A 19448-nucleotide genomic window follows, 5' to 3' on the forward strand; every position below is an offset into this window, starting at 1 on the left:
AAATAGGCTGAGATCGACGAGGAGCGGCTCACCCATGTCACAATCGGCTTCGCCCCTGGCGCCGGTCCGTTTCGATGCCGAAGCGGATGCCAAGCTTTCCGCGTTGCGGCGGACGAAATTCCTCGCGGCGGCCGCGCTGGCGCTTTGCGTGCTGGTGTTTGCGGTCGCCAAATCGTTCGAGCACATCCATCCGTGGCTCGGCTTCGTCGCTGCCTTTGCCGAGGCGGCGACCATCGGCGGGCTGGCCGACTGGTACGCGGTGGTGGCGCTGTTCAGGCGACCGCTGGGGCTGCCGATCCCGCACACCGCCATCATCCCCGAGAACCAGAACCGCATCGCCGACAATCTCGGCCGCTTCATCCAGGTCAACTTCCTGGCGCCCGAACCGGTGCGTGAAAAGCTCGCCGAGGTCGATTTTTCGGCGTTGGTCGCCGACTGGCTGGCCGATACCGAGCGCGCCGCCGGCCTGTCGCGTTTCGTCGTGCGGCTGGTGCCGCAGACATTGGCCGCCGTCGAACAATCCGGCCTGCGCGGCTTCGTCACCAGCCGCATGCTCGAACAGATCGAAAAGGTGCCGCTGGCACCGTTGGCCGCCGAGCTGCTCTCGGCCCTGACCGACGACCGCCGCCACCAGAAACTGTTCGACGAGTTCACCAAGGTGATCGGCCGATTCCTTAACGACGAGCAGGCGCTGGCGACGATGCGCGAAAAGATCCGCGAGGAACTGCCGTCGCTGTTCAACCTGTTCCGCGCCGACGCCTATCTCCTGAAGAAGATCGTCGCTTCGGCGGGCTCGCTGCTCGATGAGGTGAGGGCCGATCCCGACCACCCGATGCGTGCCGAATTCGACCGTTTCGCGCAGAGCTTCATCGAAAAGCTGAGGACATCGAAGCAATACGCCAAGCGCGCCGAGAAGCTGAAGCGCGACTTCCTGGCCCGTCCGGAGGTCAAGGGATTGGCCGGCGACATGTGGGCAAGTCTCAGCCAGTTCATCGAGCAGGATGCCAAGGCGCCGAATTCGGTCATCCGTGCACATCTTGCCAACATGTTCGTCGAAGTCGGCCGCCACCTTGCCGGCGATGCGCAGATCCGGGCCGACATGAACCAGGGGTTCGTGGTGGCGCTGGCGTCGTTCGTGGAGAGCCAGAAGGCCGGCGTGTCGACATTCATCGCCGACCAGGTCAAACGCTGGGACCTTGCGCAACTGACGCGGCTGATCGAGATGAACATCGGCCGGGACCTGCAGTACATCCGCTTCAACGGCATGATCATCGGCGGGCTCGCCGGTGTCGTGCTCTATTTGGCCGAGCGGCTATTCCTCGTGAATTGATGCGCGGCCAGTCTGGCGCTCATTCCTCCGCGTCCGAATGGACTCACGGCACGCGAGTGTTATTCTCCATCCGAGGGTGCCCGCATCCGCGGCAAAGGGGAGCAGACAAGCATGGCAAAACAACCGGAATCCGATTCCTTCATGGACATGTTCGGCAGGTTCGGCCGCGACCTGAAGGTGCCGAATGTCGATGTCGAGGCGATCCTCGCCCATCATCGCAAGAACCTCGAAGCGCTGGAGAAATCGGCACGAGCGGGTGCCGCCGGCGCCACCTCGCTGTTGTCTAGGCAGCGCGAGATGCTGCAGGATACGCTGCGCGAGGTCACCGATATGGCGCAAAGCTACAGGGCGCCGGGCAATCCGCAGGAACTTATGGCAAAACAGACGGAGTTTGCCAGAAAGTCCTTCGAGGCCGCGTTGAAGAATGCCGGCGAAGTGGCTGAACTGGTCAAGAAATCCGGCACCGAATCGGTCGACATCCTGCGCAGCCGCATCAAGGAGGCGATGGAGGAAATCCGCGCCGGCTACGAGAAGAAGTAGCCGATGTGGCAGGGGCCGGCTCATTGCTGCCGGCAGCGCCCTGAAGCCCGGAAAGCCCGATTTGACCTGCGACTGCGCCGGCGGCGTGGCCGAAATCGACGGAACGGATTCGCGCAGAGCGAATTGACAGAGGCCGTCAGTTCGTGGTCCGGAGGCTCTGGAAGCGATCGGGAAACCAGGAATGAACGAAATACGGCCTGAAACGCCGCCGACCTTCGACCAGTTGAGGACGATGGCCGGGCAGGAACTCGGTGTGTCGGATTGGACGACGGTCGACCAGAACCGCATCGACCAGTTCGCCGAATGCACCGGCGACCATCAATGGATCCATGTCGATCCTGAAAGGGCGCGGCGGCAAAGCCCGTTCCGCACGACGATCGCGCATGGCTATCTGACGCTGTCGATCATCGGCGCACTGGCGCTCGGCATGGGTATCGTGCCCGAGAATACGCAGGCCGCCTTCAATTATGGCTTCGACAAGGTACGATTCCTGGCGCCGGTCAGGGTCGGTGCCCGCATCAGACTGCGCATCACGCTGCTGTCCATGGAGGACAGGGGCCCCGGCCAGTATCTGATGAAGGCCGCCAACACGGTCGAGATCGAAGGCGAGGAAAAGCCTGCTTTGACGGCGGAAACGCTGGTCATGCTCTATGAGCGCCGCAAGCGGGCAGGCGCCTGAGAGGCTGTTCACCGGAAGCGCAAATCAGAGGTCTTGTGATACTTCCACCAGCCTCTGCCGCTTGAACTCGGCGCGGGCCGAGAGCAGCGCGAGGAACAGCGCGACCAGCGCAAGCACCGTCGCCGCCTGAAAGGTGACCTGCATTCCCCGGGCGGCGGCCTCCGAGCTCCGAAGACCAATGCCTTCGTGCCCTTCGGCCGATGCGACGGCGAATATGGCGCCCATCACCGATGCGCCCGTGATCAGCCCGAGATTGCGCGAAAGGTTGAGCAGGCCGGAGACGACGCCGCGCTGGCCGGCGTCAACACCGGTCATCACGGCTGCATTGTTCGACGTCTGGAACAGGGCGTAGCCGACGCAGGTGACAGTGATCGCAACGACATAGCCGGCAATGCCGAGTTTGGTCATGGCGAGCGACAGCAGGAACGTGCCTGTCGTGAGGCTGAGCAGGCCTGCGACCATCATCGCGTGGGCGCCGAAGCGGTCGGTCAGGCGTCCGGCCGCCAGCGCCGACAGGGTCGAGACGAGTGGCCCGGTCGACAGCACGAGGCCGACCATTGCGGTATCCAGCCCAAGCCCGCGGGAGAGGTAGAACGGAGCCACCACCAGGGTCGCCATCATCACCGTGGCGACGATCAGGCTCATGACCAGACTGGTGCTGAGCGGGAGGTCGCGGAAGCTGGCAAGCCGGATCAAGGGGTTGTTCACCCTCGCCTGCACGGCAGCGAAAAGAAGAACGCCGGTGCCGGCAGCGATCAGCAGGCCGATGTTGAGCGTGCCGAAATTGCCTCTGCCCAGCGTCATGGCCAGCGCATAGGCTGCCAGCGTCAGGGCCAGCAGGGCGGTGCCGACGACGTCGAACGCGCCTCGGTCGACCTGCTGCGCTGTCTTGCTGTGTGCCGGCAAGGCACGCCAGGCAAGAGCGAAGGTGAGCACACCCAGCGGGACATTGACGAGGAAGATCGCCCGCCAGCCGAAGCCGGCGATCAAAAGGCCGCCGAGCGAGGGACCAAGCGTCGTGCCGATCGCGGACATGGCGCCGAGCAGACCCATGGCACCGCCGATTCTGTCTTTGGTCACGGTTTCGGCGACGAAGGCCAGCGTCAGCGCCATCATCAGCGCTGCGCCAAGTCCCTGCACGGCGCGCGCGGCAATCAGCAGCCACAGCGTCGGCGCCAGGCCGCAGAGCACCGATGCAGATGTGAACAGCGCGATGCCGCCAAGCAGCAAGGATCGGCGCCCGAACATGTCGGCCAGCCGACCGGCGCTGACGATCAGTGTGGTGATGGCGAGGAGATAGGCCAGAACAACCCATTGCACGGCCTGGAACGTCGCGCTGAAATTCTGCATCAGCGACGGCAGCCCGACGCTGGCAATGCTGGTTCCCAGCGACGACAGCAGCGTGGCGAGCGACAGGCTTGCCAGCGCCCAGCGGGCAGATTGGGTTTGTGGCTGCGCCGACACGTACTCATTCCGATTTTGCTCAGCGATTGCCACGGCGATCTCCTTCCATCAGTCCCACAACCGGAACTGCTGGAGATCTATTCCCTTGGCCTATGTGGCGGAAGGCGCAGCATTTGCATCTTATTCGTGCGTTTGGCGCCATATCATGCCATCATCTGTGGATGACATCCCCAGATCTCAATTTGCTGTTCGCTCTCGATATCCTGCTGACCGAAGGCAGCGTGGCGCGCGCCGCCAGCCGCCTGCGGCTCAGCCCCTCGGCGATGAGCCGCACTTTGGCGCGGCTGCGCGAGGCTACGGGCGATCCGTTGCTGGTTCGCGCCGGTCGCGGCCTTGTGGCGACGCCGCGTGCGGAAGAACTGCGACAGCAGGCTGGTCGTGTCGTCCAGGATGCGGAGGCGCTCCTGCGCCCTGCCACCTTGCTCGATCTCCCGAGCCTGGACAGGGTCTTTACGCTGCGCACCAATGAGAGCTTCGTCGAAGAGTTCGCACCTCGCCTCGTTGCTCGTATCCAGGCCGATGCGCCCGGCGTGCGGCTGCGCTTTGCACCGAAGTCCGACAAGGACGTCATGTCGTTGCGCGACGCGGCGATCGACCTGGACATAGGCGTCGCCGGCGAGACCGGACCGGAGGTGCGCATTCAGGCGTTGCTTCGAGACCGCTTCATTGGCGCCGTGCGAACGGGCCATCCCTTGACCGAGGGCGCGGTGACGCCGGAGCGCTATGCCGCAGGCCGGCACATCAGCGTTTCACGGCGTGGCCGCGAGAAAGGGCCGATCGACGAGGCTTTGAACCTGCGCGGGCTGCAGCGGACAGTCGTGTGCATGGTTTCCGGTTTCTCGGCAGCCCTTGCCATGGCCCGCACGTCGGACCTGATCGCCAGCGTGCCCGAGCGTCATACCGAGGGCGCACGCGCCGGCATGCACAGTTTTCCCCTACCGGTTGCCACAGCGGAGGTCACCATCTCCATGCTGTGGCACCCGCGCCTCGATGCCGATCCGGCGCAACGCTGGTTGCGCGGCTGCGTGCGGGAGGTCTGTGCGACGTCTCGGTGAGGTGATGGGAAGCCCCGGCCGGCGGCCCAGGCTTCCCATCCGTCCCGCCTATTCGGTTTGGCGTTTCCGCAAATGCCTCAGCGCACTTAGTGTGAGCGTCGCCATGACCGAACAGTAGCCCACCAATGGCCACGCCGTGTCTCCGCCGAGCAGGATGACGAACAGCGTGCCGAGGATGCCGACGACAAGGCTCTGGATGCAGAAGTAGAGCGCGACGGCGGTTCCCGCGACATCGCCGAAAGCCTCGAGTGCACCGTTCGCGGTGACCGAAACAGTGAAGACGATGCCCACGGCGATGACCCACATCGGGCCGACGAATGTCACGAAGGACGGTGCCGCGAATATCTGTCCGAATGCCAGCAGTGCCGCGCCGAGCAGCAACATCGCCATGCCGCGCACGACGCTGCCCGCGATGCCGCAGTGTGCAATGAGTTTTTTGGCGAAGCGGGTGGTCACGATCATCACCAGTGCCGCGGTGGCAAAGGCAAGGCTGAAACCGAGTTGTGAAAAGCCGGCGCGATCCATGAGCACCCGTGGCGCTGTCGAAAAGAACACGAAGAAGGCGCCCATGGCGGCGCTGAAGCCGAGCGTATAGGTCCAGAAGGCTAAGCTGGAGAGAATGGGGCGAAACGCCATGCGCCTGCCGTCGCCATTCGAAGGGCGTGTTTCATGCCATTGCGGCCATGCGTTTGATATGGCGGCCGTGGCCAGACCGCCGAGCGTCAGGAAGATCGCGCGCCAGCCGAGATTGTCGGCAATCAATGCACCGGCAATCGGCCCCAGCGCAGGCACGAAGGCCAGCATCGAGCTGAACAGGCCGTAGATGACGGCGCTTTCAGGCCTCTGCGCATAGACGTCGCGAACCGTTGCAAAGGTCGCAACGAGAACGGCGGATGCACCGATGGCCTGCACGATGCGCAGGACAACGAAGACAGTAGCCAGCGAGGTGCCGGCGAGCAGGAAGGAAGCGCCTGCGAACAGCAGCGCGCCGCCAATCAGCACCGGACGTCTGCCGATCCTGTCGGAAATCGGACCGAAAACGATCTGACCAAGTCCAAGGCAGATCATGTACAGGCTCAGCGTCAGCTGGATGACATCAGGCGATGTCTTGAGGATTCCCGGCATCGCGGGGACGATCGGGAGGTAGATATCCATGGCCAGCGAGGCCAGGATATCGAAGGGCGCCATCAGCACCATGGCTGCTGGCAGGGAAGTGGTCCATGTCGGATTTTTTGGACAAGGCATGATTAAACGTCCGCTCAAATGGGTACATTTGGCGGCGATCTGCCGTTCTCACTGAAGATGGGAAATGACGGGCCGCCGCAACAACGAAGGGCTGTTGCGGCTTACTTGTCTGCTGACTTGCTGGTTCCCATAACCGCTATCCCGGAAAAATGATGGCGCGGACATTCTCTCGAGTGCGCTGGCCGTTCACTAGCAGCCACAGATTGCCCAGGCAACAGGATCAACTTGGTCGCGTCAACGCGCCATCGCCGCCTCGATCACCTTGAAAATCCGCTCGTCCGCGCATTGGGCAACGTTGAAGCGCAGGAAGCGGCTGGCCGATCCGGACAGGCTGAAAGCGTTGCCGGGCGCCAGCACGATGTTGTCGGCCAGAGCGCGGCGGGCCACTTCGGCCGCATCGACGCCATCCGGCAGGCTGCACCACAGGAACAGGCCGGCCGGCTGGTCGATCCAGGGCGTGACGCCGATCGCCTTCAGGCGGGCGCTCGTCTCGCCCATGGCGCGCGCAAGCCTGGTCCGCAGCAAATCCATATGCTTGCGGTAGCTGCCGTCCTTGAGCAGCGTCAGCACCAGTTCGGCCCCCAGCCGGCCGCCGCCGAAGGTCGTGGCGATCTTGAGGTCGGTCAGCGGCTCGATCCAGTCGCGCGGTGCGGCGATGAAGCCGCAGCGAACCGACGCCGAAAGCGTCTTGGAGAAGCTGCCGATGTGGACAACGCGGCTGAGACCATCGAAGGCCGCGAGCCTTGGGGCCGGCGCATGTTCGAAATCGGCGAAGATATCGTCCTCGACGATGGTCAGATTCGACTGGTCGGCGAGCTTGAGCAGCCGGTGTGCGGTGACCGGCGACAGCACCGCGCCGGTCGGGTTGTGGATGGCGGAATTGGTGATGTAGAGGCGTGGCCGGTGCTCGGTGAGCGCCTGCGCGAACAGCTCGATATCCGGCCCCGACGGCGTGTAGGGGACGCCGACGACCTTGGCCCTGTGGGCGCGCAGCAGAGCATGAAAATTGAAATAGCAGGGGTCATCGACCAGCACCGTATCGCCGGGTTCGATCAGGAACCGGCACAAAAGGTCGATGGCCTGCGTGCCCGACTCCGTCAGCATGATCTGCTCCGGCGAGGCTTCGATCCCGTACCCGGCCATGCGCCGCGCCAGCAATTGCCGCAGCGGCGGCAGGCCGAGCGGCGTGCCGTAATCGGCCAGTGCGACATCGTCGGCACGCGCCACCGTGCGCAGTGCCCGGCGCAGGCCTGCCTGCGGCATCCACGAGGCCGGCAGCCAGCCGCAGCCGGGTTTCAGCATGTCGTCGCCGGCCTCCAGCGACTGGCGCGAGATCCAGAGTGGATCGACCGCGCGGTCGAGGCGGGGACCAATCTCGGCCAGCGACAGCGGCGCAAGCGATCCTGCGGCATAGAAGCCAGAGCCCGGCCGCGAGCGGATCGCGCCTTCGGCTGCAAGCCGTTCATAAGCTTCGACCACGGTGGATTTGGACACCCGCATGGATCTGGCAAAGGCGCGGATGGACGGCAATTGCGCTCCCGGCGTGAGGCTGCGCGCTGCGATCCGCTGGCGGATCGTCGCCATGACGCCTTCGACCAGCGTACCGCTGCTCTCGCTTCCTGTGGTCTGTTTGTCCATCCGTACTGCTCTGCTGACCATGACAGTTTTGCATAATTGTACCGCATTGTCTCTGGCGATACTACCGGCTCCGCGCGATACGGAGCCGACAAACGGAGCATACGATGGACAAGACCGCGAGCGGCTGGATGAATGGATTCATCGGCGTGTTGATCTTCAGCGGCTCGCTGCCGGCAACGCGCGTGGCGGTCAGGGATTTCGATCCGACATTCCTGACCTCGGCCCGGGCGGCGATTGCCGGACTGCTTGGCTTGGCGCTGCTGCTCCTGTTCCGGCAGAAACGTCCGGAGCGCGGCGATCTGCTGTCGCTGGTGATCGTCGCCCTTGGCGTGGTTGTCGGCTTTCCCTTGCTGACCGCTCTGGCGCTGAAGCACGTCACCACGGCCCATTCCATCATCTTCGTCGGCCTGCTGCCGCTGGCAACCGCAATCTTCGGCGTGCTGCGCGGCGGCGACCGTCCGCGCCCGGCCTTCTGGCTGTTTTCATGCATCGGCAGTGCGCTTGTCGCGGGTTTTGCCCTGACGCAGGGCGTGACGGCCTCGCCGGTCGGCGATGGCCTGATGCTTGCCGCCATCATCGCCTGCGGTCTGGGCTACGCCGAGGGCGCCGCGTTGTCGCGCAGGCTCGGCGGCTGGCAGGTGATCTGCTGGGCGCTGGTGCTGTCGCTGCCGATCATGCTGGTGCTGACGCTGATGACCATGCCGCCGTCGTTCGACGGCGTCGGCGTCAGTGCGTGGATCGGGCTTGCCTATGTCTCGCTGTTCAGCATGCTGATCGGCTTCGTGTTCTGGTATCGCGGCCTGGCGCAAGGCGGCATCGCCGCCGTCGGACAGTTGCAGCTGCTGCAGCCCTTCTTCGGTCTCGCGCTGGCGGCGACGCTGCTGCACGAGCAGGTCAGTTCGCTGATGGTCGTCGTCACGCTTGGCGTGGTGCTTTGCGTCGTCGGCGCCAAGCGCTTCGCGAAGCAGGAATTGCCACGACGCGCGATCGCCTGACGACGGTGCCGTCCTCGCCTAAAACTTCGTGACCACCCCAATACCAATGCCCTCGAAGCCGCCCATCGCCATCAGGGCCGCGGGCGCCTCGTCGAGGCTGATCCTCTTGCCGACCAGCAGCTCGGGCTTCAGCTTGCCGTTGCGGATCATGTCCATCATCGCCTGGTAGCGGTAGGCCTGCATGCCGTGGCTGCCGAGGATTTCGAGTTCGAAGGCGATCACCTTGTCCATCGGCACTTGCGGCCGGGCATGCTCGCCCAGCATCAGACCGACCTGGACATGGCGGCCGCGCCGGCGCAGATTGGATATCGAATTGAACGAGGTGGTAGGGTGGCCGAGCGCGTCCATCGACATGTGCGCGCCGCCATTGGTGATCTGCTTGACCGCCTTGACCACGTTCGGCGTCGTAGATGCATTGATGGTGGCGACGGCGCCGATCTTTTTGGCGAAATCCAGTTTCTCGTCGGTGAGATCGATGGCGATGACATTGGCGCCCATGGCGCTGGCGATCATGATCGCCGACAGGCCGACGCCGCCGCAGCCATGGACCGCGACCCATTCGCCCGGCGTCACCCGGCCCTGGTCGACAATGGCGCGAAACGAGGTGACGAAGCGGCAGCCGAGGCTGGCGGCGGTGGCGAATTCCATCTCGTCGGGCAAGCGCACCAAGTTGGTGTCGGCGTGTTCGATGGCGACATATTCGGCGAACGAACCCCAGCCGGTGAAGCCAGGCTGGGTCTGGTGCTCGCAGACCTGGTGATTGCCCGAATTGCACTCGAAGCAGCGGCCGCAGCCGACGGCGAACGGCACGGTGACGCGCTCGCCGGCCTTCCAGCGTGTAACTTGCTTGCCTGCGGCGACGACGATGCCGGCAAGTTCATGGCCCGGCACATGCGGCAGCGTGATGCCGTCGTCATGACCCATCCAGCCATGCCAGTCGCTGCGGCACAGGCCGGTCGCCTCGACCTTGATGACGACGCCATCGGCGGCCGGCTTCGGATCGGGAACGGTCTGGATCGTCGGCGCTTCGCCGAATTTTTCGAAGACGACGGCTTTCATCGGTCACTCCACACTGCTGCAGCTGGGGAAACGATAGCCGATTCCCTGTCCGGCCAAGCGGAAATCGATTCCGCCAGATCTCCGGCGCCGACGCCACGCGTGGGCCGATGAAGCCTACTCGGCATCGATCTGGTTCTGGGGTGCGGCTTTCTGGAAGGCCGGCAGCGCCATGCAGGCGGCGTTGATGCGCGCGATCGTCGGGTAGGGCGTCAGATCGACGCCAAAGCGGGCATTGCTGGCAATCTGTGCGGCGAGGCAGATGTCAGCCAGACCCGGCGCGTCGCCATGGCAGAATGTTCCGGTCTCCGCCGACGAGGCCAGGATCTTCTCAAGCGGCTGAAAACCCTCGTTCACCCAGTGGCGGAACCAGTTGACGACGTCCTCGTCGCCGGCGCCGAACAGGGTGCGCAGCGAGGTCAGCACGCGCAGATTGTTCACCGGGTGGATGTCGCAGGCGATCATCTGCGCCAGCATTCTGACCCGTGCCCGTCCGGCCGGGCCCTTCGGCAGCAGCGGTGGTTCCGGGCTGCTCTCGTCGAGGAATTCGATGACCGCCAGCGATTGCGTCAGCAGCGTGCCATCGCCGAGGATCAGCGCCGGCACCAGCCCTTGCGGATTGACCGCGAGATAGGCGGGCTCCAGATGCTCGCCATGGCGCAAATGATGCGGGACGTAGTCGTAGCTCAGCCCCTTCATCTCCAGCGCGATCCGCACCCGGTAGGAGGTGGAGGAGCGATAGTAGTTGTGCAGGACGAGTTCGCTCATGCGCTCACTTCGGTTGGCCGATGGTCACTTCGATCGTGCCGATGCCGTCGACGCCGCCGGTCATCGTGTCGCCGGGGCCAACCGCGCCGACGCCTGCCGGCGTGCCGGTGAAGATCAGGTCGCCCGGCTCCAGCTCCATCGCCTCGCTGCAGATCGACACGATGTCCGATATCGGCCAGATCAGCTCGGCGAGGTCGGCATCCTGCCTGACCTTGCCGTTGACGGCGAGCCAGATGCGGCCCTTCTGTGGGTGGCCGGAATCCTGCGCTTGCACCAGCGGGCCGCAAGGGGCGGAGCGGTCGAAGGCCTTCGACCAGTCCCAGGGTCGGGCGGCCTTCTTGGCCTCATCCTGCAGGTCGCGGCGGGTGAAGTCGATGCCGACGCCATAGCCCCAGACATGGTCCAGCGCCTTGTCGCGGGGAATGCGGAAGCCGGCTTTGCCGATCGCAGCCACCAGTTCGATCTCGTGGTGCAGATTGGCCGTCAGCGGCGGGTAGGGGATAGCGGTGCCGGAATCGACCACCGCGTCGGCCGGCTTGGTGAAGAAGAAGGGCGGATCGCGCTCGTCATTGCCGAATTCGCGGGCATGCGCGGCGTAGTTGCGGCCGACACAGAAGATGCGGCGCACCGCGAAACGCTCGGACGAGTCCGCAACGGCCACAGACGGGATTGCGGGCAGGGGAAGGACGAAGTCTGTCATCAAGGGTCTCTGCTTGGTTGCCGGAACATTCGACCGATTTAGGCGCCCGGGCAAGGCGATTTGGTCGAGAAAGTGCCTGCGGCACTTTCCGCCGGAGGTGGCGATATACTATTTGGCAATAATCTGACCATGGTGACGAGGTTATTCTAATCGCTCACGAACTGAAATGAACCCCATGACCGCAACCCACGATCGCGCCCGGTTCCTGATCATCGACGACCATCCGCTGTTTCGCGAGGCGCTGCACAGCGCCGTGCAGATGGCCTATCCGGAAGTCGACACGGTGGAGGCGCGCTCGATCACCGAGGCGCTCGATCTTCTGGCCGATGCCAAGCCGTTCGACCTCGCGCTGCTCGACCTCTCGATGCCCGACGTGCACGGTTTTGACGGCCTGCTGCAACTCCGGACCCGCTATCCGCGCCTGCCCGTGGTGATCGTCTCTGGCTATGAGGAGCCGAAGATCATTTCCGAGGCGCTGTCCTATGGCGCTGCCGGCTTCATCCCGAAATCGGCGCGCAAGAGCGACCTCGCCGCCGCCATACGCTCGGTGATGGAAGGCGCGATCTATGTGCCGGAAACCTACGAGGGCCGCACACCGGACGCCGAAAGCGTCGACCGCGCCGACATGGTGCAGCGCCTGTCGACGCTGACGCCGCAACAGCTGCGCGTGCTGCAGATGCTGCGCCAGGGCCTGCTCAACAAGCAGATCGCCTACGAGCTGCAGGTGGGAGAGACCACCGTGAAGGCGCATGTCTCGGAGATACTGCGCAAGCTCAATGTGTACAGCCGCACGCAGGCGGTGATCGAGGTTTCGAAGCTGGACAATGCGGAACTGTTTCGCGATCAGGCGGGGTTTTGAGTTTTACCCTCCCCATCGACGGGAGGGTAACTCCGCAGGCGCCACGCTCAACGATGATCGAGCGAATGGGGCAAAAAGTGCACTGTCACCGTAATTCCCTCGTCCTTACGCCAACGTGCTCGGGCACCGCCGCTTGACCGCTGCGGTCGCCCAAAACAGCACGGAAGCTCCGAATGGCCGACAATATCGCCGGTATCCCGCAACGCTATCCGTGATGAGCAGCGATCCTGTTGCTTTCACCGATCACAAACCTGGAACGCGCGTCGCTTTGAAGAGAGCCAGTTCGACCGAACAGAAAGTTCGAAAAGCTTCCAGTACGCCGTTTTGGACAACAAGGGGTACGGGTACCGCAGCGAACGTCTGCGGTGGAACGGGTCAATATCGTCGGCAGAAGAGCGTCCCGATAGGACTGTCGGCGGCCCCGTCGTGGGAACGAAAAAAGAAGGGAAGCAGACCTTTCGTGTGCGATTTTTGCACACACCACCTCGTAACTAGTTGCTTATATTGCTCGTAACTAGTTGCTTATATTGAGATATCTTCCCCGTCCATCAAATGCGGACCCTGTGGACATGGTTCCTTAAGCGGCCCACTGTCAGGCGTTCCCGCAGGGGAACAAATCCCGAAGCCCGGGCTTTCTAAGACTCTAGAGAAGGCTGTAAAATGTCGACAGCGGAGGTCAAAGCCAAGGTTGCGCTCAATCTCGACGCAGATCCCCAAGCGGTATTTGCCGCGTGGGTAGATCCGTCGATGATGGAGCGCTGGCTGTTCAAATCGCCGACGAATACGCTCGAAGCACAAACCGACCCTCGGGCGGGAGGCGCTTTTTCAATTGTCGAACACGAGAGTAGTGAGATCATCACGCATGATGGTCGGTACGCGATTTGCGAGGCGCCAACACGCCTGTCGTTCACGTTGGCAGTGCCCCAACACTTCGCCGGTCTGGCGCAGATCGATGTAACGGTCACACCCAGGGCGTCAGGCTCTCACTTGGATTTCCAGGCAAGCGGCGCCGGACCGCCTGACGCGCAACAGCTTTGGGAGAAAATGATTGCGAACCTCGCCCAGGTGCTCAAAGCTCATTGAACATAAGATATGAAAGATGTATCTGCGCCGAATACACCAGCGGCAAGAAAATCCGCGCCAAGAAGCAAGCGGTTCATGAAATCCCCCGATCCAATATATTACAGATATTCCTCCTTCACTTGGCAGATACGACACCAAGCCGTCACATCAGGAATATCCACAGACTTATTTGCGGGAGAACGCGCTCTTTCAAGACGATCGAAATAGCGCGTGAGGGGGCTCTAAGCCAGCAGATGCGCCAGCAGCGCCCGCAATTGTGCCGGCTTTAGCGGCTTGCGCATCAGTTCTATGCCGCCGGCGCGGGCCGCCTTGGCGACGGCTTCGGAACTGTCGGCGGTGACGATCAGCGCCGGCACGGCGCGGCCGAGATAGTCGCGGACTTCGGCGATGGTCGTGGTGCCGAGATCGCCGCCGTCGAGATGCTGGTCGGCAATGACGATGTCGGGCACCCAGTCGGTGTCGCCGAGCATGTCGAGCGCATCGTCGGTCGAGGTCGCGGCCCGCACCAGGCATTGCCAGCGTTCGAGCAGGAAGGTCATGGCCTGCAGCACCTCGACATCGTTCTCGACCAGCAGCACCTTGGTGCCGAACAGGCCGTAGCCGCGTGGCCGTTCCATGTCGGCAAGGCTGGCGATGGCGTCGGCCGGGGCGCCGATGCCGACGGGAACGTCGATGTGGAAGATCGTGCCGCGCCCGACCTTCGATGAAAATGTCACGGGATGGCCGAGCGCGCTGGCCATGCGGCGCACGATGGCCAGCCCGAGCCCGAGACCGCCGCCGTCCAGTTCGGCATTGGCCGGCGAGGTGCCGCGGTGGAATTCCTCGAACACCGCCTCGCGCTGGTCGTCGGGAATGCCGCAGCCCGTATCGGCGACGTCGATGCGGATGGTGTCGCCGCGATGCCTGGTACCGACAAGCACGCCGCCCGAGCGGGTATAGCCCAGCGCGTTGGAGAGAATGTTCTGCAGGATGCGGCGCAGCAGTGTGCGGTCGGAGCGGACCACCGCATTGACCGGCCGGAATTTCAGCGACAGGCCTTTCATCTCCGCCACCGGCAGGAAATCCGAGCGGAGCGACGAGAACAGCGCCTCCAGGCTGACGTCGCTTATGTCGGGCTGCACCACGCCGGCATCGAGCTTGGAGATGTCGAGCAGGGTTCGCAGCAGATCCTCCATCGTCTCCAGCGAGCGCTCGACCTGCCGCACCAGTTTCTTGCCCTCGTCGCTGGTCTGAACTTCGGCGAGCGCCGAAATCGAGAGATGGGCCGCGTTCAGCGGCTGCAGCACGTCGTGGCTGGCTGCGGCGAGGAAACGGGTTTTTGACAGGTTCGCCAGTTCGGCGTTTTCCTTGGCGGCGCTGAGGTCGATGTTCGACTGCTCCAGCCGGCGCAAGGTCGAGTGCAGTTCCTCGGTGCGGGTGCGCACCCGGTTTTCCAGCGAGATCGCGGTCTGAAACAGCGAAAAGGCGTTGCCTTGCTGGTCCATAGAGCGCTCGACGCGGCTGACCAGTGCCGCGTTGATCTTCTTCAGCTTTTCAAGATCGTTTATGTCCCTCAGCGGCATCTTTGTTCCGCCGTCCTATTCCGCCGCCTGGCGCTCGCCGAAGGCGATGCCGGTAAAAGTCTGATTCAGATGCATCGACCGGTACTGTTCGCCATAGGTGCCGAAGCCGATGACATTGTTGACCCGGTAGAGTTCCGAGATGTCGCGAAACACCTGCCGATTGCGCGCGTCCAGCCGGCGCAGCACGCAGTCGAAGCCCAGGATCATGTCGATGCCGCCAAGCCTCTCCTCGACGTCGCGCAGGGCGGCGCGCGTCGATTCGACCATGTCCTTTGGTTGGGCGATCGACAGCACGACGCCATCGTCTATGGCGCAGAAGAACGACAGCGAGCCGTCGGCATGCATCTTCTGGATCGACCGGCAATAATATTGGCCGCCCACCTTCACCACCACGGGATGCGAGGCGAAGGTCAGTGGCGTCAGCATCTGCGCGACGATGCCGACGGACGCGGCATACTCCTGCGCCGCATTGGTGGCGTTGAACTCGCGCACGATGCGGTGATCGGGATCGGAAGCCGTCACCACCAGTTTTTCATCGGTGGGAACGAAATTGTCGGTCTTGAAGACATGGAAGGGAATTTCGGTCGATATCAGCACGATGATGGCGCTGTCGGAGGTGACCTTGCCGTTCGAGATCAGGCGCGTCGTCTCGAATTTCAGATCGTCGCCGGCGGAGCCGCCAAGCAGCGGTATGTCGTCGAGGCCCCAGTGGATGGCTGAACTCACCGCTTCCTCGGCATAGGAGAGCCCGTCGATGAAGCAGAGCGCGAAAGTGCCTTTGGTCCGATCGCAACCGAGGTGCGCGCGCAGCGATCGCCGCAGGGTCTCTACCTCGCCGGTGATCCTGTCCATACCCGACGAGGACAGATTTTCGACCATCACGCTAACGGCGGTGAAGGCGGTGGACGGAAGCAGCATGGCCAGCACATGACCGTCCTCGAGACCTTGCGGCGTGATCTCGCCGGCAGTCGAGCAACCTGCGTGGTGGAGCGCCGGCGCGTGGGTCATGAGCGCCTGGGAAAGGGCGCTGGCTTCGACCAGGCTCTGGGAAAAGAACAGCAGGGCAAAGCCTGCGTCGATGGCGGCTGCTTCCAGCGCGATCGCCTTGGCAAACGCCTCCATGTCGGGCTCGTCCGTGGTGAGCGCCGACAGGCCGCATGCATAGCGCGTCCGTGAATTGGCCAGCGATGTTCTCCGCATTTCCTCCGACGCTTTTTTTGTGCGGCTGTTTTTACATGCTTCTGGTGCGCGGGCGTCGACCGACATTGTTGCCTTCAATCGGCGGTTTGGCAATGGGGCCACCGGCACCGCATGCTTGGGCGCGGCCATGACCGAAAGTACAATGTGCCGCGTTTGCGACGTGCTGTTTTTTGTCCGATGTGCGGTGTACCAATAACGCATGGCCGATGCGCCAACGTCGCGTTGGCAACGTGATGACCAAGGTTGATACCCAGGGAGGGACCATGTCGGACGTTTCGTTGATGGTGAACGGAAAGCGGGTCAGCGGCGCTGCCGAGGACCGAACACTTCTGGTTCACTTCCTGCGGGAAAATCTCGGTCTTACCGGCACGCATGTCGGTTGCGACACCTCGCAATGCGGTGCCTGCGTCGTCCACGTCGACGGCAAGGCGGTCAAATCCTGTACGATGCTCGCGGTGCAGGCCTCCGGCTCGACCGTGTTGACGATCGAGGGCCTGGCCAATGGCGCCGACCTGCATCCGGTGCAGGCCGCCTTCAAGGAACATCACGGGCTGCAGTGCGGCTTCTGCACGCCGGGCATGATCATGACGGCGACCGACATGATCAGCCGCCACCCCGAAGGGCTCGACGAGGCCACGGTGCGTGCCGAGCTCGACGGCAACATCTGTCGCTGCACCGGCTACCACAACATCGTCAAGGCGATCCTCGCCGCATCGAAGACGATGAAGGGGTCGAAGGGTAAGGCGAAACAGGCTGCGTGAGATGAAGTGAGTAGCGAATAGGGAGTAGCGAATAGTCAGTATTCCACTGACTGAACGCGGCTCTCGATCTTCACTGCTCCCTATTCGCTACTCACTATTCGCTATTTCAGCATTTCGGGAGGGATTTCTGATGGGCATTGAAGGTGTTGGCGCTCGGGTCGCGCGCAAGGAAGACAAACGATTCATCACGGGTGCCGGCCGTTATGTCGACGACATGGTGGTTCCCGGCATGAAGCACGCCGCCTTCGTGCGCAGTCCGCACGCGCATGCGCAGATCAAGAAGATCGATGTGAAGAAGGCCCAAGGCATGCCCGGCGTGATCGGCGTGCTGACCGGCAAGGAACTCAAGGCCGATGGCATCGGCAACCTCATCTGCGGCTGGATGATCCACTCCAAGGATGGCTCGCCGATGAAGATGGGGGCGTGGTCGCCACTCGCTTTCGACCGGGTCCGTTATGTCGGCGATGCCGTCGTCATCGTCGTGGCCGAGACCAAGGGCCAGGCTCGCGATGCCGCCGAGGCGGTCGAGATCACCTACAAGGAGCTGAAGGCCGTCGTCGATGCCTCCAAGGCGATGGACAAGGGCGCTCCGCAGGTCCACCCGGAAGCCGACAACAATCTGATCTTCGACTGGGACATCGGCAATGCCGACGATACGGCCGCCGCCTTCAACAAGGCAGCCCATGTCGTCAAGATGGACATCATCAACAACCGGCTGGTGCCCAACGCCATGGAGCCGCGCGCGGCCCTTGGCCACTACGACAAGGCCGAGGATCACTACACCTGCTGGACGACCTCGCAGAACCCGCATGTGGCGCGGCTGGTGATGAGCGCCTTCTACAACGTCGCGCCGGAAAACAAGCTGCGCGTAATTGCGCCCGATGTCGGCGGCGGCTTCGGCTCGAAGATCTACATCTATCCCGAAGAGATCGTCTGCCTGTGGGCGTCGAAGAAGACCGGCGTGCCGGTCAAATGGGTGGCCGACCGGACCGAGAGTTTTCTGACCGACGCGCATGGGCGCGACCATCACACCCATGCTGAAATGGCTTTCGACAAGGACCACAGGATCCTCGGCCTGAAAGTGGAAACCCAAGCCAATCTCGGCGCCTACATGTCGCTGTTCTCATCGGCGACGCCGACCTATCTTTATGCGACGCTGCTGTCGGGCCAGTACAACATCCCGGCCATCCACGCTAATGTGAAGGCGATCTACACCAACACCGCGCCCGTCGATGCCTATCGCGGGGCAGGGCGGCCGGAAGCGACCTTCGTCATGGAACGCATGATGGAGACCGCCGCGCGCCAGTTCGGCGTCTCGCCCGCCGAGTTGCGCCGCAAGAACTTCGTCACCTCGTTCCCGCACCAGACGCCGGTCATCATGTGCTATGACGCCGGCGATTATGCGGCTTCGCTCGACGCGGCGATGAAGGCGTCGGACTATGCCGGCTTTGCCAAGCGCAAAGCCGCCGCCGCCAAGAAGGGGCTGCTGCGCGGCATCGGCATGAGCTGCTACATCGAGGCCTGCGGCATCGCGCCGTCCGCGGCGGTCGGCAGCCTTGGAGCGGGCGTCGGCCTTTGGGAAAGTGCCGAGGTACGCGTCAATGCCGTCGGCACGATCGAGGTGCTTACCGGCTCGCACAGCCACGGCCAGGGTCATGAGACGACCTTCGCGCAACTGGTCAACGAGCGCTTCGGCGTTCCGCTCGATTCCGTCTCGATCGTCCATGGCGACACCGACAAGGTGCAGATGGGCATGGGCACCTACGGCTCGCGCTCGGGTGCGGTCGGCATGTCGGCCATCGTCAAGGCGCTCGACAAGGTCGAGGCCAAGGCCAAGAAGATCGCGGCACACCTGCTCGAGGCCGACGAAGGCGACATCATCATCGAGAACGGCGCGCTGAAGGTCGCCGGCACCGACAAGAACGTGCCGTGGTTCCAGATGGCGCTCGCCGCCTACACCGCCCACAACCTGCCGGGCGGCATGGAGCCGGGATTGAAGGAGACGGCGTTCTACGATCCGTCGAACTTCACCTTTCCGGCGGGCTGCTACATCTGCGAGGTCGAGGTCGACCCGGAAACAGGCGTCACCGAGATCGTCCAGTTCGTCGCTGCCGACGATTTCGGCAACATCATCAACCCGATGATCGTCGAGGGCCAGGTACATGGCGGGCTGGCGCAAGGCATCGGTCAGGCGCTGCTCGAAGGCGCCTACTATGACAATAGTGGCCAGCTTTTGACCGCGAGCTACATGGATTACACCATGCCGCGCGCCGGTGATCTGCCGTCGTTCAAGATTTCGACCTCGAATACGCCATGCCCGGGCAATCCGTTGGGGATCAAGGGCTGTGGCGAGGCTGGCGCCATCGGCTCGCCGCCGGCGGTGATCAACGCCATCACCGACGCCATAGGCAGCAACGATCTCGCCATGCCGGCGTCGCCGTCCACCGTGTGGGCCGCGATCCGCGCGACGAAACACTGAAAAGCGAATAGCGAATAGGGAGTAGCGAATAGGG

General features: G+C 63.4%; 17 protein-coding genes. 9 read left to right on the forward strand and 8 right to left on the reverse strand.

The window, feature by feature from the left end; translation table 11 throughout:
• Positions 1-34 precede the first annotated feature (34 nt).
• The 3 genes from EOA16_RS13605 to EOA16_RS13615 all read left to right on the forward strand — a co-directional run bounded on the left by EOA16_RS13605 (position 35) and on the right by EOA16_RS13615 (position 2549).
• Complete coding sequence (locus EOA16_RS13605; protein WP_127258646.1) at positions 35-1330, forward strand: DUF445 domain-containing protein; 1296 nt, start codon at positions 35-37, stop codon at positions 1328-1330.
• A 111-nt stretch (positions 1331-1441) separates the two neighbouring features.
• Complete coding sequence (locus EOA16_RS13610; RefSeq protein WP_127258648.1) at positions 1442-1870, forward strand: phasin family protein; 429 nt, start codon at positions 1442-1444, stop codon at positions 1868-1870.
• 181 nt (positions 1871-2051) lie between these two features.
• A complete protein-coding gene (locus EOA16_RS13615; protein ID WP_127258650.1) occupies positions 2052-2549 on the forward strand; it encodes a MaoC family dehydratase in 498 nt (165 codons plus the stop codon).
• A 24-nt stretch (positions 2550-2573) separates the two neighbouring features.
• On the opposite strand, the gene EOA16_RS13620 is transcribed toward EOA16_RS13615, so the two are convergent.
• Positions 2574-4046 carry an MFS transporter gene (locus tag EOA16_RS13620; protein ID WP_127258652.1) on the reverse strand — a complete coding sequence of 491 codons (1473 nt, stop codon included), beginning with the start codon at positions 4044-4046 and terminating at the stop codon, positions 2574-2576.
• A 128-nt stretch (positions 4047-4174) separates the two neighbouring features.
• On the opposite strand from EOA16_RS13620, the gene EOA16_RS13625 reads away from it, so the two are divergent.
• Positions 4175-5068 carry a LysR family transcriptional regulator gene (locus EOA16_RS13625; RefSeq protein ID WP_127258654.1) on the forward strand — a complete coding sequence of 298 codons (894 nt, stop codon included), beginning with the start codon at positions 4175-4177 and terminating at the stop codon, positions 5066-5068.
• A gap of 48 nt (positions 5069-5116) precedes the next feature.
• On the opposite strand, the gene cml is transcribed toward EOA16_RS13625, so the two are convergent.
• A complete protein-coding gene (cml, locus tag EOA16_RS13630; protein WP_127258656.1) occupies positions 5117-6313 on the reverse strand; it encodes a CmlA/FloR family chloramphenicol efflux MFS transporter in 1197 nt (398 codons plus the stop codon).
• A 234-nt stretch (positions 6314-6547) separates the two neighbouring features.
• Complete coding sequence (locus tag EOA16_RS13635; protein ID WP_127258658.1) at positions 6548-7951, reverse strand: PLP-dependent aminotransferase family protein; 1404 nt, start codon at positions 7949-7951, stop codon at positions 6548-6550.
• A gap of 104 nt (positions 7952-8055) precedes the next feature.
• Here EOA16_RS13635 and EOA16_RS13640 point away from each other — a divergent pair, with 104 nt between their 5' ends.
• Entirely contained in the window at positions 8056-8946 is an 891-nt protein-coding gene (locus tag EOA16_RS13640) for a DMT family transporter (RefSeq protein WP_127258660.1), read from the forward strand.
• 18 nt (positions 8947-8964) lie between these two features.
• Here EOA16_RS13640 and EOA16_RS13645 read toward each other — a convergent pair whose 3' ends face one another.
• From EOA16_RS13645 to EOA16_RS13655, 3 genes are all read right to left on the reverse strand, one after another.
• Positions 8965-10005 carry a zinc-dependent alcohol dehydrogenase family protein gene (locus tag EOA16_RS13645; RefSeq protein ID WP_127258661.1) on the reverse strand — a complete coding sequence of 347 codons (1041 nt, stop codon included), beginning with the start codon at positions 10003-10005 and terminating at the stop codon, positions 8965-8967.
• Positions 10006-10119: 114 nt separating this feature from the next.
• Positions 10120-10770, reverse strand: coding sequence for a maleylacetoacetate isomerase (gene maiA, locus EOA16_RS13650; RefSeq protein ID WP_127258663.1), 651 nt, complete (start codon positions 10768-10770; stop codon positions 10120-10122).
• Between the two features lie 4 nt (positions 10771-10774).
• Positions 10775-11470 carry a fumarylacetoacetate hydrolase family protein gene (locus EOA16_RS13655; RefSeq protein WP_127258665.1) on the reverse strand — a complete coding sequence of 232 codons (696 nt, stop codon included), beginning with the start codon at positions 11468-11470 and terminating at the stop codon, positions 10775-10777.
• Between the two features lie 175 nt (positions 11471-11645).
• Between EOA16_RS13655 and EOA16_RS13660 the strand changes: the two genes are divergently transcribed.
• Together EOA16_RS13660 and EOA16_RS13665 are read left to right on the forward strand one after the other, a co-directional pair.
• Positions 11646-12329, forward strand: coding sequence for a response regulator transcription factor (locus EOA16_RS13660; RefSeq protein ID WP_027039066.1), 684 nt, complete (start codon positions 11646-11648; stop codon positions 12327-12329).
• A 660-nt stretch (positions 12330-12989) separates the two neighbouring features.
• Positions 12990-13412 (forward strand): SRPBCC family protein, encoded by a 423-nt coding sequence (locus tag EOA16_RS13665; RefSeq protein ID WP_127258667.1) that lies wholly within the window; start codon positions 12990-12992, stop codon positions 13410-13412.
• Between the two features lie 221 nt (positions 13413-13633).
• On the opposite strand, the gene EOA16_RS13670 is transcribed toward EOA16_RS13665, so the two are convergent.
• Both EOA16_RS13670 and EOA16_RS13675 read right to left on the reverse strand, forming a co-directional pair.
• A complete protein-coding gene (locus EOA16_RS13670; protein ID WP_127258669.1) occupies positions 13634-14974 on the reverse strand; it encodes a hybrid sensor histidine kinase/response regulator in 1341 nt (446 codons plus the stop codon).
• 15 nt (positions 14975-14989) lie between these two features.
• Positions 14990-16174 carry an FIST signal transduction protein gene (locus EOA16_RS13675; protein ID WP_245455918.1) on the reverse strand — a complete coding sequence of 395 codons (1185 nt, stop codon included), beginning with the start codon at positions 16172-16174 and terminating at the stop codon, positions 14990-14992.
• 263 nt (positions 16175-16437) lie between these two features.
• On the opposite strand from EOA16_RS13675, the gene EOA16_RS13680 reads away from it, so the two are divergent.
• A complete protein-coding gene (locus EOA16_RS13680) occupies positions 16438-16935 on the forward strand; it encodes a (2Fe-2S)-binding protein (protein ID WP_027039068.1) in 498 nt (165 codons plus the stop codon).
• A gap of 130 nt (positions 16936-17065) precedes the next feature.
• On the forward strand, positions 17066-19414 hold the full coding sequence (locus EOA16_RS13685) for a xanthine dehydrogenase family protein molybdopterin-binding subunit (RefSeq protein ID WP_127258672.1): 2349 nt from the start codon (positions 17066-17068) through the stop codon (positions 19412-19414).
• Positions 19415-19448: the final 34 nt, after the last annotated feature.

It is taken from the genome of Mesorhizobium sp. M7A.F.Ca.US.008.03.1.1, assembly GCF_003997495.1.
Taxonomy (GTDB): Bacteria; Pseudomonadota; Alphaproteobacteria; order Rhizobiales; family Rhizobiaceae; genus Mesorhizobium.